Origin of the sequence: Microcoleus sp. Aus8_D2 (assembly GCF_036702665.1) — a bacterium.
Lineage (GTDB): Bacteria > Cyanobacteriota > Cyanobacteriia > Cyanobacteriales > Microcoleaceae > Microcoleus.
Genome location: NZ_JAUBUN010000024.1, coordinates 40,122 through 54,001 on the forward strand (window position 1 = coordinate 40,122; position 13,880 = coordinate 54,001).

The window sequence follows — 13,880 nt, forward strand, 5'->3', positions numbered from 1 at the left end:
CGAAGTCTAAAATCGTTCGACTGAGCGAAGTCGAAGTCTAAAATCGTTCGACTGAGCGAAGTCGAAGTCTAAAATCGTTCGACTGAGCGAAGTCGAAGTCTAAAATCGACTGACTGGCTTGGGTGTCCGCTGGGGAAGCCTTTCTAGGGCAGAGAATCGATCGCGCCGCAACTTCCCAGTCGAAACAAGCAACCGCAACCTTAAAGTAAGAGGCTAAATATGTCCAAATATGACTCCCATCTCAGATGCTCCTTTTGCGGCAAGTCGCAGGAGTACGTCCGCAAGTTAATAGCTGGGCCCGGCGTCTACATTTGCGATGAATGCGTGGAACTGTGCAATGAAATTTTAGAAGAGGAGTTCTTTGACTCCAGCAAAACACAAATTGGTCAACAGATTCCCCAGTCAGAGGTGCGAGAGTCTCAGGGACAAGGAACGAAACGTGCGAGTCGATCGAGCAAATCGAAAATTGTCCTAGCCCAAATTCCCAAACCTACAGAAATTAAACAGCATTTAGACAACCACGTCATCGGCCAGCACTCAGCAAAAAAAGTCCTTTCTGTAGCAGTTTACAACCATTACAAGCGCTTGAGCGTAGACCAAGCCAAAGACAGCGGCAAGTCTGCCCCCGACAGCGATGTCGAACTGCAAAAATCCAACATCATGCTCGTCGGGCCGACAGGTTGCGGCAAAACCTTGTTAGCGCAAAGTTTGGCGCAAATGCTCGAAGTCCCGTTTGCGGTAGCCGATGCGACGACGCTGACAGAAGCTGGATATGTCGGCGACGATGTAGAAAATATCTTGCTGCGGCTGTTGCAAATGTCAGATTTTGATGTCGAAGCCGCACAGCGCGGGATTATTTATATTGATGAAATTGACAAGATTGCTCGCAAAAGCGAAAACACTTCGATTACCAGAGATGTATCGGGAGAAGGAGTGCAGCAAGCGTTACTAAAAATGTTGGAAGGAACGGTGGTGAACGTGCCCCCGCAAGGCGGCCGCAAACATCCTTACCAAGATTTTATTCAAGTTGACACTAGCAAAATTCTATTTATTTGTGGGGGTGCTTTTGTCGGTTTGGAAAAAATAGTTGAACAGCGTTTGGGTAAAAAATCCTTGGGCTTTATTCAGCCAACAGAAACCGAAAGCAACTCGACTTTGCCGGCGAAGGACAAGCGGGCTGCTGATATTTTGCAGCAGGTACAGCCGGATGATTTAGTCAAGTTTGGTTTAATTCCTGAGTTTGTCGGGCGAATTCCGGTGGTGACGGTGATTTCGCCGCTGGATGAGGCGGCGTTGATGCAGATTTTGACAGAGCCCCGGAATGCGCTGGTGAAGCAGTATCAGAAGCTGTTGAAGATGGACAGCGTGGAGTTGGAGTTTGACCCGGATGCGCTGCGGGCGATCGCCCAGGAGGCCTACCGACGCAAAACCGGCGCCAGAGCTCTCCGCAGCATTTTGGAGGAGTTAATGCTGGATGTGATGTACGAATTGCCTTCTCGCAAGGATGTGGCCCACTGTACGATTACCAAGGAAATGGTCGAGAAGCGATCGACTGCCGAATTGCTGTGGCATCCCGCATGGCACAAACAGCACGAAACAGCTTAATTTGTAGTTTGTAGGGTGTGCGGCGCACACCCTGCAAACTTAGCAAATGTACCTTATGACAGATTAAAAAAATGTCAACAAATCTAGATAAAAAAAGTAAAACATACAGCCTTTCACTATCCAGTTTGCTGGTACGGACTGTAATTTACAGCGGTTTTATGGCTGGCATACAAGCATCTTTTTACAATTTCAAACTCAACACTATTAAAATCTCAAGTAGTGCGAAATCTCCGGCACTACAAGCAGATATGGCTTCGATCAATAAAGCGCAGGAAGATTACTATGCAAAAAATAACAAATTTAGTGATTCCCTGGAAGGGTTGGGTATACAAGGTCTCAGCAGAGATAACTATAATTACTACATTCACTCATTATTAATGAACCCAGTTCAAACGTTGGAGAATAAGCGCGAACCAGCACAATTTGAAACCGCGATCGCACTTTCTAAACATATGGATTCCGTTAGCGAAAAAGACTACGGTGCAGTATATATAGGAGCAGTATTTGCTTTCAAAAAAGATGTTAGCAATCAACTAATAACTATTTCGGCAATCTGCGAAAGCGAGCCGGAAAAGGAGGTGGAGCCAATCAATCTGATTCAGCCAACTTTTGACGGCACAGAAATTCACTGCCCGCCCGGTACAAATATTTTAAGGTAATACCTTTAAACTATTTTGTGTCATTCTTTGATTGTCTAAATAAAATTCAAACTTCCAATTCCCAGGCTTGTCATCCTTTGTAAAATTGTACCCGCACCAAGTATTTAGTCTATCTGCCGTTGTTCTTAAACGAGATAGACCCTTGGCTGCCAATTTTCCTTGAGAGTCAAATACGCGACAAGTAACGTAATATTCTCCCGGTGAAAAGTTAGTAACACTGACAGCAAAATAGACTTTATGTGGTTTTTTTAAAGACACAAAATCTATAATTTTTTCCGATTTTAGTTCGCTAGTTAACATCACTTGAGTCACAGGTTTTAACTTCGGTTTGCTGGTTTCTGGTTGGGATTTAACTACTTGTTGAGGTTCCTGAGATTTCCAAATAAATGGGAGTAAAATAGCAGCACTTGCTGTCAACACTCCGACTGATATCAGTGCAAGTTTTGATTTTTCAGGCGGGCGAAGTACCTTGAGGGGAATCAAAGCATTGAGGGCTGCATCTGCCGAAGGATAGCGGTGTTTAAAATTTGGTTCCACCATTTTTTGCAGCCAGTCAAGAAATTCTGGAGTTAGCTGCGGTAAGCGATGTTTAAAATTAATCCGCCCTGTCTCGTCCATCAAGCTGCCAACTTCGGTAGAATTGATGCCGATTAGCAAGCAAATTAGCGTCGCGCCGAGGCTGTATAAATCCGATGCGACGGTTAGCTGGCGGTTGAACATTTGTTCGGGTGGCATAAAGCCCAAGGTGCCTTTGACAACGCTGCTGGCGGCGACTTCTCCCCCGCCGATTCTAGCAAATCCGAAATCGACCAGGCTGACATTTAGGCGATCGTCCACCAAGATATTTTCCGGCTTCAAATCTCGGTGGATGACTGGCGGTACCCGATTTTGCAGGTATTTGAGTATTTCTAACACAGAAATAGCAATTTGCTTAGTTTTTTGGGGTGTTTGCTGCGGCGAAGTTGCGAGGGAATTGGCATCTTTGTATTCCTGTACCATGCAGAAACCCGATGCAGTTTGGAATGAATCTAAATAGCGGGGAATGTTGGGGTTATCGAGTGCGCGCAAAATCTGAATTTCTTTTTCGTAAGCTTGATATTCCGCCCAATGGGCGCCTGTTTGGGCAAATTGAAATTGTTTGACAACGACGGAACGTTGAGTATTAATTTCGGTAGCGAGATAGGTAACTCTACCGCCCGCGCGGTTGTGTCCGAGTTCGCGAGTTACTTGATAGCCGTAGTTAGAAAAATCAGGAAAATCATTCATAAGTAAGTTGTAAGGTTTGTAGTAAGGACTTCAGTCCTTAAAAAGTTGGAACCTCAGCGAGCAATTGTTTAAGGTTTAATTAAACTTTGTTCAGATTTGCGATATTTAGCAAGGATTCTCTTCGGTTTAAAAACAACCATCTCAAGTAATGGAATACCAGTAACAGCTAAAGAGGCGATTGTCGCTACTCCTACAGCTACTATTTCCATTGGTTCAACCCATTCTCGTTGAGCGACAACGTTGAAAAACAGTTTAAATGCTACTACCAAGCTAGTACAAAATGCGAGCATCAGAAAATCTCTTGTGTTATCCTGAATGTTAACAATTCTTATGAGGGTAGTCTGCTCGTCCGGATTCTGAAAAATCGTATAAACTATCATACAACACAAATTAATTAGCAGACTAAAAAAACCTGTAGAGTAACCCTCAGCGATCCACATTCCCACGAGAATAAAGAATACAAAAAAGACAAGTTGCACGATAATAGCCAGACTCATAGCCAAAGCCCTATTCATCATACTTCCAAGTGCCGCTCCCGCTAAAATAAAGAATATCGGCCCAATTACCATCACGATCGAGGCAGCAATTGATAGGATTGTATTGCTCGGTTTGTTGAAATTATATACAATACCAAACGCCCAAAAATAGAAAATTAATCCTATTAGCGAGCCAAATAATCCTCCTACCCAAGTTTTTTTCTTGCCATTGGATTCTGCTAGAATTGTGACTTCAGCAACAGCAAATCCATATACTAAGCTCGCAATAATACCGAAAGCCATGTAAGATTCGTCGCCCATACTAAAGAGAAAGGCGCATAATAAAAAGCCGCACAGAAAAAGATTTCGGCTGCCCTTAGACAATAAAGTAGTTAGTTCGGGTAGGGGCAGGGGAGCTGTTGTGACTTTAATTTTGAGTTGATAAGTGTCTGGTTCGGAATTAGTATACAAGATTATATGCCGCTCATAAGTTTGACTTGCTAACAATTGTTGGGTATCAACAATAACTTTACAAGCAACCTTATTGCTCTCGAATTTCTGTGGCTCAAAGGATATCCAAGGGTGGTCGTAAGGTGTGTGTGGCGGATCGCTCGGATGCGCGGCCACTTCCCATCTTCCCGCAAGTATTATATCTGGAATTGGGTTGCTAATTTCGATTGTTTCTATTATTTTTTCTCCATATTCTGTAGCGGTGAATTCCAGCCTATCGCGCTCAAGCCTCACTTTCGGCAAGCTGCTGACATCCAAAGATTCTAGTGCAGCTAAAGCATCAGCAGCCGACTGATATCTATCTTGAATTCTCGGCGCTACCATCCTTTCCAGCCAATTCATCCAACCTTGCTGCAACGGCGGTACTAAATGCCGAAAATGAATGCCATAATTAGCATCAATTAAATTACCAACATCCGCAGATTTCGTACCAGTTAACAAGCAAATCAGCGTTATCCCCAAGCCGTAAAGGTCGGATGCTTTTGTTAATTTTCGGTTGAACATTTGTTCCGGTGGCATGAATCCCATCGTGCCTTTGACAATGCTGCTGGCGGCGATGTTTCCACCTCCTAAGCGTGCGAAACCGAAGTCTACTAAGTAAACATTTAATTCTTCATCGATTAACAAGTTTTCCGGTTTGATGTCGCGGTGGATTACGGGCGGTTTCTGGGATTGCAGGTAAGCTAAGATTTCTAAAGTGGCGATCGCAATTTGTTTGATGTCCGGCGGCGCAAAAGTGCGATCGATCGCACTTTCGGCATTTTTGTATTCCTGCACCATGCAAAATCCGCTGTCAGTCCCGAAAGCATCAAGATAGCGGGGGATTCCTGGGTGTGCGAGCTGTTTGAGCACTTTGATTTCTTGTTCGTAAGCATCGTATTCGGCCCAGCTAGCACCTAATTGAGCGAATTGAAATTGCTTGATGACAACGGAGTTTGTGGTGTTAATTTTTGTGGCGAGATAGGTGACGCGGCCGCCCAAACTGTTGTAGCCGAGTTCGCGGGTTACTTGATAGCCGTGTGTAGAAAAGTCGGGAAAAGTGCTCATAAGGTTCGTAGTGAGGACTTCAGTCCGCAGAAATATCAGAGGACTAAAGTCCTTACTACGAACCGAGTTAATTTATGTAGCTACATATTAAAAATAGCCATTACCAACATAACTTTTTTGAGAAAGGGCGGCAAGTGTGGTAGGATTTGAATTCGCGATCGGTTCTAGCGGGGAGCAGCCGCCAGAGGAAACGGGGAAAGTTCGGTGCAAGTCCGGCGCTGTCCCGCAACTGTAACGAGGTTTGTAGTAAGGACTTCAGTCCTTCGCCTTTGAAGTCAGAATGCCCGCCGATATCTAACTCACTTTTGAACGCATCTGCGAGGTACGGATGATGAATGGAACTAACACGGCTGTACGGACAAAACACTGTCTTTTAGTTTGCACTGCTTGCGCTAGTGTTTGGAAAGATGGCAAGCGGGAAGGTAAAAGCGGCGGTCAACAATTCATGGAAGATTTATCGAAACTTGCTAAAGATTGGGAGTTTTGCGATCGATTTGATATTCGAGAAGTTGAGTGCATGAGTGCTTGCAGTCATTCTTGTGCGGTGTCTTTTGCTGCTGCTGGAAAGTATACTTATTTGTTTGGTGATTTGCCTGCAAATGAGCCGAAAAGCGTCGAGGCGGTACTGGAATGTGCGGGTCAATACTATGCTAAACCGGATGGTTTGTTGCCTTGGTCCGATCGTCCTCAAGCTCTGAAAAAAGGTGTTTTAGCTAAGATTCCACCGCTGGGAAATTAGAGATAAGATGAGGCGATAAATTCTCGCTTTTACTCAAAGTCTAGATCCCCCTAAATCCCCCTTAAGAAGGGGGACTTTGAGTATTTCGAGTTTCTTCCTTTTTAAAACAGACTTTGAACCCTCTTGTCCCCCCTTCTTAAGGGGAGTTAGGGGGGATCTAGACCATAATTCTCAACCCGATCAAAAATTCAATGCACAAAATCCCTGTTACAGTTATCACTGGTTTTCTCGGTAGCGGCAAAACTACCTTAATTCGCCATTTGTTGCAAAACAATCAAGGCCGCCGCATTGCTGTTTTGGTTAACGAATTTGGCGAAATCGGGATTGACGGAGAATTGCTGCGCGATTGCCAAGTTTGCGATGAAGAAGAAACTGTCACCAGCAATATTGTAGAATTAACTAACGGTTGTCTTTGCTGCACTGTGCAAGAGGAATTCTTGCCGACGATGCAGGAATTGTTGAAGCGCAAAGACCAAATTGATTGTATCTTGATTGAGACTTCGGGCCTCGCACTTCCGAAGCCTTTGATTCAAGCTTTTCGCTGGCCGGAAATTCGCACGGGCGCTACTGTTGACGGTGTGGTGGCGGTTGTTGATTGCGAAGCTATTGCTAGCGGTACTTTTGTGGGCGATATCGATGCTTTGATGGCGCAGCGAGAGGCTGATTCGAGTTTGGATCACGAAACTCCGATCGAGGAATTGTTTGAAGACCAGTTGGCCTGTGCCGATATGGTACTGTTGACGAAGGTCGATCGCGTAGATGCCGAAACTCACCAGAAAGTTCAAACCTGGTTGCAGCAAGAGTTGCGCCCGAGCGTGAAAATTGTTGCCTGCAAAGCTGGCGAAATTAACCCCGATGTGCTATTGGGATTTAATGCGGCGGTTGAGGATGATTTGGAGTCCCGCCCGAGTCACCACGACACGGAAGAGGAACACGAGCACGATGATGATATTAACTCGACTTTCTTTATTGCCGATCGCGAATTTGAACCAGAAGCTTTGGTGAAAAAGCTGCAATCCTTGATGCAACAAGAAGAAATCTATCGGATTAAGGGGTTTGTGGCGGTTCCCAAGAAACCGATGCGGATGGTGTTGCAAGGTGTGGGCGATCGTATAGAATGTTTTTACGATCGCCCTTGGCAACCTTCGGAACTCCGTCAAACCAAGCTGGTGATTATTGGTAGAGAGTTGGAGCGCGATCGAATTGCAGCTATAATTGGCAGTTAATTCTCTTGAGTCATCGGTCATACCTACAAAGGTTCGTAGTGAGGACTTTAGTCCTTCTTCTCTGGATGCGGACTAAAGTCCTCACTACGAACCTACAATCTGTCAAGGTTCGTAGTGAGGACTTTAGTCCTTCTATGGATGCGGACTAAAGTCCTCACTACGAACCTACAAGTGCAGTTAGCCGCTTGGCCTCAGAATCATGTAAGATAGCGATAATGGTTATCATTGTAAAACAAACGAGGTCAAGTATGGTGACTGCTGGAGCGATCGAATCAGTTCCCGTAACCGTTCTTACAGGCTACCTGGGTGCAGGCAAAACCACGCTGCTCAACCACATTTTAACCCACGAACACGGTAAAAAAGTTGCAGTCATCGTCAACGAATTCGGCGAAGTAGGCATCGACAACCAACTCATCATTGATGCCGACGAAGAAATTTTCGAGATGAATAACGGCTGTATTTGTTGTACAGTCCGAGGCGACTTAATTCGGATTATCGGCAACTTAATGAAGCGGCGCGAAAAATTTGACCATCTCGTCATCGAAACCACAGGTTTAGCCGACCCCGCACCCGTAATTCAGACATTCTTTGTAGACGAAGATATGCGGGACAAATTGGTGCTAGACGCAGTTGTCACCGTAGTCGATGCCAAACACATCTCGCAACACTGGGACGCCGACGAAGCCCAAGAACAAATTGCCTTTGCAGATGTAGTTTTGCTCAACAAAACTGATTTAGTGACTGAGGAAGAACTGGCAGAATTAGAAAAGCGAATTCGCGCCATGAATGCAATGGCAAAAATCCACCGCACCCGCAACTCTGAATTAGACATGGCTGCTTTGTTAGGCGTCAAAGCATTTGATTTGAACCGCGCCTTAGAAATCGAACCCGACTTTTTGGGCGAACACGCACACGAACACGATGAAACTGTTACCTCAGTAGCAATAGTCGAATCAGGTGCTATCGACGGCAACAAATTTAGCGATTGGATTGAGGAATTGTTGCGAACTCAAGGCCCGAATATCTTTCGGACAAAAGGCATTTTAAACATAGCTGGAAAAAACGAGCGCTTTGTGTTTCAAGGAGTGCACATGATATTCGACGGCCGGCCGGATAGAGTTTGGAAAGCCGCGGAAACTCCGAAAAATGAACTCGTATTTATCGGCCGCAACTTAAACGAAACTCAATTGCGAGAGGATTTCCGCCGGTGCCTAGTTTAACAAGTAGCGAACAAGTCCTAAAATTTCACGCCGCAGCCACGTTGTCTGACTACATAACTGCTGTTGCGTGGTCGCCGGATGGCAAAAATTTAGCAGTTTGTTCCGCTGCGGGCGAAGTGATGCTGGCGACAGGGGAAATTAATCAATTATCTTTACAACCGCTGCAAACTGCTACAGGGAAATCGGCAGATTGTTTGTCTTTTTCCTCCGATAGTCAATTCTTAGCTGCGGGCGGACAAGACGGAAAAGTGCGAATTTGGCGCGTTGATTCTGGGGAATTAATCACTAATTTGGACAATCACCGCGTCTGGGTTGATAAGTTAGCTTGGAGTCCCCACTGCAATCAGTTAGCTTTTAGCATGGGCCGCTGTGTTCAAGTCTGGAATGCTGATGATAATCTTGTCGAAGTCACGCTTAATTTTGACTCGTCATCTATCCTCGATTTAGCATGGCATCCAATTGTTCAATACCTGGCAGTTAGCGGCTATAAAGGTGTTAAAGTTTGGAGTGGCGAAGACTGGGACGAAGACCCGGAAATTTTATCGGTACCGTCCGCAACAGGTGCAATTGCTTGGTCGCCACAAGGGCAATATTTAGCTTGTGGCAATATGGACAATACCCTAATTGTTAGTGAATGGGGTAATTTGGAACCTTGGGTAATGCAGGGTTTTCCGGGGAAAGTTCGAGAGTTGGCTTGGTCTGATAAAATTAATTCTTTGGGTGCACCTTTGTTGGCTGCTTCTAGTTCTCAAGGCATTTCTGTTTGGGAAAGAGATGCTGATGAAAGTGTCGGTTGGGAAGGTTGGGCGTTAGAGGTGCATGAAAATGTGGTAAGTGCGATCGCATTTCAACCTAGCACATTTTTATTAGCTTCCGCCGCCGCCGACGGTCAAGTTTGTTTGTGGTACGAATCAGCAGAATTGCTGCAAATTCTCGAAGGTGCAGAGGCTGGTTTTTCCTGTCTCGCATGGCATCCCGAAGGCGAGTTTCTCGCGGCTGGCGGGTGTGGCGGCGAATTGCTGGTTTGGTCGCAATCTACGCGCGACAAGGGGTTCGGGCGCGGTTGAGTGCAAGTGACCGACTTATCCGGCGGTACCCAGAAACCGGGTTTTTCGCGATCGCACACAGGTTTCAGGCGGAAAATCTCCTAAAAACCGGGTTTCTTGCATCGCAGTGCGTCTAGGACTGAACTTGCTCTTTACAAAATCTCAGAATACTATAACATTTTAGTGGCTGTACTATCCTTAAGGGCGATCGACAATTATGACTCAACAGCAATTTCTCGAACAACTCAACAGCATCCTCGACCAAAACCACCTGCTGAAACACCCGTTCTACCAAATGTGGAACGAAGGCAAACTCGACATCGCCATGCTGCAAGAGTACGCACAAGAATACTACCTGCAAGTTCACAACTTCCCCACCTACGTCAGCGCTACCCACGCCGCCTGTGACGACATCAAAATTCGTCAAATGCTCCTCGAAAACCTCATAGAAGAAGAAAGAGGCGCCGCAAATCACCCCGAACTGTGGCTGCGCTTCGCCGAAGGCTTAGGTGTAGATAGAAATGCAGTTTTGTCCCGCGAACATTTAGAAAAAACCACCGAATCCGTCCGCATTCTCAAAGACTTAGCCCGCAGCGAATCTCCCGCCAAAGGTTTAGCCGCCCTCTACGCTTACGAAGCACAAATCCCCGAAGTTTCCACAACCAAAATCGCTGGTTTAAAGGAATTTTACGGCATCGATTCACAAGCTGCTTTGTCCTTCTTTCAAGTTCACGAAAAAGCCGACGAGTTTCACTCGCAAGCCACCCGCGAAGCTTTGTTACAAGTTTGTGAAACTGAAGAAGCACAACAAGAAGCCTTGTTAGCTGCCGAAAAAGCAACTTTTGCTCTCAATTTACTGCTTGATGGTGTTTATGAAACCTATTGTCAAGCTAAGTAAGCTTTAGTTGACCGTTGACAGTTGACAGCTTCTTTCTGGTAAAAGACGCATTTGCAGGGCGGGCTTAGCTCGTGATTGTGACAGCAAACAATCTCGGTAACAAACCCACCCGCCCTCGCTTTCTTCATCTCTTGAAATTATCTGCGTTGCTCTGTGTTTATCTGCCTTACATCTGCGGTTAACCTATAAGTCCAAGATTTATACAAGAAGTTTTCGGTATTGATTATCCTTTTTTTCTAGTCAAAATTCCTTGACTGGGACTGAACAGCAAAGCTACTAAAAATAAGCCAAATACAACTAAGACAATTGCCGCACCAGAGGGCATATTAAAATAATAACTAAGATACATTCCCGTCACACTAGCAGCAATCGCGATTGTCGCACCCAATCCCATCATTAAATGTAACTCTTTTACCAACAAATACGCTGTAATTCCCGGCCCGACTAACAGCGAAATTACTAACAGCGCCCCCACAGTTTGCAAACTCGCTACAATTGTCAGCGTAATTGCCGAAATCATTCCTAAATGAATCCAGTTTACAGGTAAACCGGATGCTTGCGCTGCTAGCGGGTCGAAAGTATAGAATAGCAGTTCTTTGTAAAATAGTTTAACTGCAACCAAAACAATCAAAGTTATGACAAAAGTCTGCTGCACGTCTGACGGTGCAACTGACAAAATGTTCCCGAACAAAAATCCGTCTAAGTCTAATTTTGTTGTCCGCAAGACGCTAATCAAGGTGACGCTAATTGCCAAAAAAGTAGATAGAATTAATGCCATAACTGCATCTATTTTAAGGCGCGATTGCGATTGAATCCACGCCATAATTATCGCGCTGATGATTCCTGAGATAAATGCACCGAGCGAAATGTTCCAGCCTAAATAAAATGCCACCGGTAGTCCTGCTAATACTGAATGGGCAATCATGTCTACCATCATGCCCATTTGCTGTACGATTAAGTATGATCCGACTACCGCGCAGAGTATTCCTAGCAAAATGCCGACGGCGATCGCATTTCGCATGAACTCGAATTTAAGCGGCTCGATTAGTATGTTTAACATTTATAGTAGAAGGAACAGTTGATAGCTGACCGTTGACCGTTGCTGTAGGGTGTGTCGCCCGCAGAAATCCCTTAACTAAAATCGACAATCTCGTGGCGACGCACCCGCTCCAATTTTGACAAATTTTTGCTCCGAAAAAGTTGGGATTTACTAAATTATTTTGTCAGGTGCGTCGCCTGGAGATTGTATGTATTTAGTTGGAAATTTTCCAGGCGACGCACCCTACGAATATTAGAATTAGAGTAACCGGATTTTGCTTAGGCTGCAACTAAGCTTAAATCGTATCCATAGGCTTTTTGAATATTGGTGGCGGTGAGGACTTCCCGGCAGGAACCAGTGGCGATTAACTGCTTGTTGAGCAATAATAAATTATCGTATTTTTTTAAAGTGTCGCCTAAATCGTGGCTGATTACGAGCAGGGTTTTGTTTTCGGCTTTTAGTTCGGCAAAAATATCGAATATAATCTCTTCAGTGGCTTTGTCGATCGCACTAAAGGGCTCGTCGAAGAAGAATAAATCGGCTTGTTGGGCGATCGATCTTGCTAAAAATATCCGCTGCTGCTGTCCCCCGGAGAGTTCGCCAATTTGTCGATCGCGCAAATCCCACATTCCCACCCGCAACAAAGCCGCTTTCACCAATTCCTGCGACTGCTTCGAGAAAGTGCGAAACCAACCAGTCTGGACAGTCCGCGCCATCATCACCGCATTCCACACCGTAATCGGATAATCCCAGTCAATTTGCGATCGCTGCGGCACGTAAGCCACCCGCCCCAACTGTTCCTTCAACAACCGCCCCTGATATTTTACCAAACCCCGAGACGCCGGAATCAAGCCCAGCATCGCTTTCACCATCGTACTTTTCCCCGCGCCGTTGGGGCCGAACACACCAGTTAACTGTCCCGGATCTAACTGAAAATTCACGCTGTTAAGGGCCGAAATTCCTCGATAATTCACAGCCAAGTCTTGCACTTCTAACATAATTCCAGATTTTGAGAACGATTCTTGTTCGTGACTACTACAATAGGATAACTCTAAAAGTAATAACGATTATCGTTCCAAAGGTGAAATGTTAAAAAACTTGACCGAAAAAAGCAGCAGGTGGTGCGCTGTGGGGGTTTTGGCGATCGCCTGCGGACTGGTTGGGTGCGCTTCGGGTTCCAAAACCAGCAAGCCGGCGCCGGATATCAAGAGTTCCAACTTACCTAAAGTCGTAGCCACAACGGGCGTTATCTGCGATATTACTAAGGAAATTGCCCAAAAGTCGATCGACACCACCTGTCTGATCCAGCCCGGAGAAGACCCCCACGCCTACCAGACCAAGCCAGAAGACCGCAAAGCCATTGAAACAGCAAATTTGATTTTATACGGCGGCTACAACCACGAACCCAGCATCATTAAATTAATTAAATCCAGCAGCAATCCCGCACCAAAAATCGCCGTACACGAACTCGCCGTTCCCAAACCGCTAATGGGCGAACACAAACACGAAGGCGAACAAAAACCCCAAAATAAAACCCACACAGCAGGCGCAAAAAATCCCGATCCTCACGTGTGGCACAATCCTAAAAATGGCATCCGCATGGTAGAAACAATTCGCGATCAATTGAGCAAAGTTTCCCCAACCAATGCTCAACTCTATACCACAAATGCCGCCAAATTAACAGATGATTTAGCAAAAATAGATACTTGGATTCAAGCACAAATTGCGACAATTCCGGCTCAAAAACGCAAATTAGTCACAACTCACGATGCCCTGAGTTACTATGCTGATGCTTACGGTTTAGAGATTGCTGGAGCTTTGCAGGGAGTGACAACAGAGGAACAGCCCACAGCCGCAAGAATTGCCGAATTATCATCAGAAATTAAGGGAGCAGGAGTGCCGACAATTTTTGTCGAAACTACAACTAATCCGAAGTTGATGCAGACTGTAGCGAGAGAAGCAAATGTCAAAATTTCCGACAAAGAACTTTACAGTGACGAGTTAGGCGGTTCCGGCACCGGTGCGGATACCTACGAAGGAATGTTGAAAACCAATACTTGTGCAATTACCTCCGGCCTCGGCGGCAATTGTACACCCTTTCGGTAGTGCAGCCATTTGGTTCGTAGTGAGGACTTTAGTCCGCATCAAT

At 45.5% G+C, this 13,880-nt stretch carries 12 protein-coding genes and 1 riboswitch; of the genes, 8 read left to right on the top strand and 4 right to left on the bottom strand.

Annotation, left to right across the window (positions count from 1 at the left end):
• Positions 1-219 precede the first annotated feature (219 nt).
• Together clpX and QUB64_RS19275 are read left to right on the top strand one after the other, a co-directional pair.
• Positions 220-1,605 (top strand): ATP-dependent protease ATP-binding subunit ClpX, encoded by a 1,386-nt coding sequence (clpX, locus tag QUB64_RS19270; protein ID WP_333273599.1) that lies wholly within the window; start codon positions 220-222, stop codon positions 1,603-1,605.
• Positions 1,606-1,676: 71 nt separating this feature from the next.
• Positions 1,677-2,264 carry a type IV pilin-like G/H family protein gene (locus QUB64_RS19275; RefSeq protein WP_333273602.1) on the top strand — a complete coding sequence of 196 codons (588 nt, stop codon included), beginning with the start codon at positions 1,677-1,679 and terminating at the stop codon, positions 2,262-2,264.
• Here QUB64_RS19275 and QUB64_RS19280 read toward each other — a convergent pair.
• Both QUB64_RS19280 and QUB64_RS19285 read right to left on the bottom strand, forming a co-directional pair.
• A complete protein-coding gene (locus tag QUB64_RS19280; RefSeq protein WP_333273605.1) occupies positions 2,256-3,530 on the bottom strand; it encodes a serine/threonine protein kinase in 1,275 nt (424 codons plus the stop codon). The genes QUB64_RS19275 and QUB64_RS19280 overlap by 9 nt on opposite strands.
• A 68-nt stretch (positions 3,531-3,598) precedes the next feature.
• On the bottom strand, positions 3,599-5,563 hold the full coding sequence (locus QUB64_RS19285; protein ID WP_333273608.1) for a bifunctional serine/threonine protein kinase/MFS transporter: 1,965 nt from the start codon (positions 5,561-5,563) through the stop codon (positions 3,599-3,601).
• A 142-nt stretch (positions 5,564-5,705) separates the two neighbouring features.
• Positions 5,706-5,869: riboswitch (cobalamin riboswitch) on the top strand.
• 22 nt (positions 5,870-5,891) lie between these two features.
• Between QUB64_RS19285 and QUB64_RS19290 the strand changes: the two genes are divergently transcribed.
• The 5 genes from QUB64_RS19290 (at position 5,892) to QUB64_RS19310 (ending at position 10,692) form a co-directional block, all read left to right on the top strand.
• Positions 5,892-6,302, top strand: a complete 411-nt coding sequence (locus tag QUB64_RS19290) for a DUF1636 domain-containing protein (RefSeq protein ID WP_333273611.1) — start codon at positions 5,892-5,894, stop codon at positions 6,300-6,302.
• 191 nt (positions 6,303-6,493) lie between these two features.
• Complete coding sequence (gene cobW, locus QUB64_RS19295; protein WP_333273613.1) at positions 6,494-7,528, top strand: cobalamin biosynthesis protein CobW; 1,035 nt, start codon at positions 6,494-6,496, stop codon at positions 7,526-7,528.
• A 248-nt stretch (positions 7,529-7,776) separates the two neighbouring features.
• Positions 7,777-8,748, top strand: a complete 972-nt coding sequence (locus tag QUB64_RS19300) for a CobW family GTP-binding protein (protein ID WP_333273778.1) — start codon at positions 7,777-7,779, stop codon at positions 8,746-8,748.
• Positions 8,736-9,815, top strand: a complete 1,080-nt coding sequence (locus QUB64_RS19305; RefSeq protein WP_333273616.1) for a WD40 repeat domain-containing protein — start codon at positions 8,736-8,738, stop codon at positions 9,813-9,815. Before QUB64_RS19300 ends, QUB64_RS19305 begins: the two co-directional genes overlap by 13 nt.
• Positions 9,816-10,011: 196 nt before the next feature.
• Positions 10,012-10,692, top strand: a complete 681-nt coding sequence (locus tag QUB64_RS19310; protein WP_333273619.1) for a CADD family putative folate metabolism protein — start codon at positions 10,012-10,014, stop codon at positions 10,690-10,692.
• 223 nt (positions 10,693-10,915) lie between these two features.
• Here QUB64_RS19310 and QUB64_RS19315 read toward each other — a convergent pair whose 3' ends face one another.
• Together QUB64_RS19315 and QUB64_RS19320 are read right to left on the bottom strand one after the other, a co-directional pair.
• Complete coding sequence (locus QUB64_RS19315; RefSeq protein ID WP_333273624.1) at positions 10,916-11,752, bottom strand: metal ABC transporter permease; 837 nt, start codon at positions 11,750-11,752, stop codon at positions 10,916-10,918.
• Between the two features lie 257 nt (positions 11,753-12,009).
• Positions 12,010-12,729 (bottom strand): metal ABC transporter ATP-binding protein, encoded by a 720-nt coding sequence (locus QUB64_RS19320; RefSeq protein ID WP_333273627.1) that lies wholly within the window; start codon positions 12,727-12,729, stop codon positions 12,010-12,012.
• 88 nt (positions 12,730-12,817) lie between these two features.
• On the opposite strand from QUB64_RS19320, the gene QUB64_RS19325 reads away from it, so the two are divergent.
• A complete protein-coding gene (locus tag QUB64_RS19325; RefSeq protein ID WP_333273631.1) occupies positions 12,818-13,837 on the top strand; it encodes a metal ABC transporter solute-binding protein, Zn/Mn family in 1,020 nt (339 codons plus the stop codon).
• Positions 13,838-13,880 lie beyond the last annotated feature (43 nt).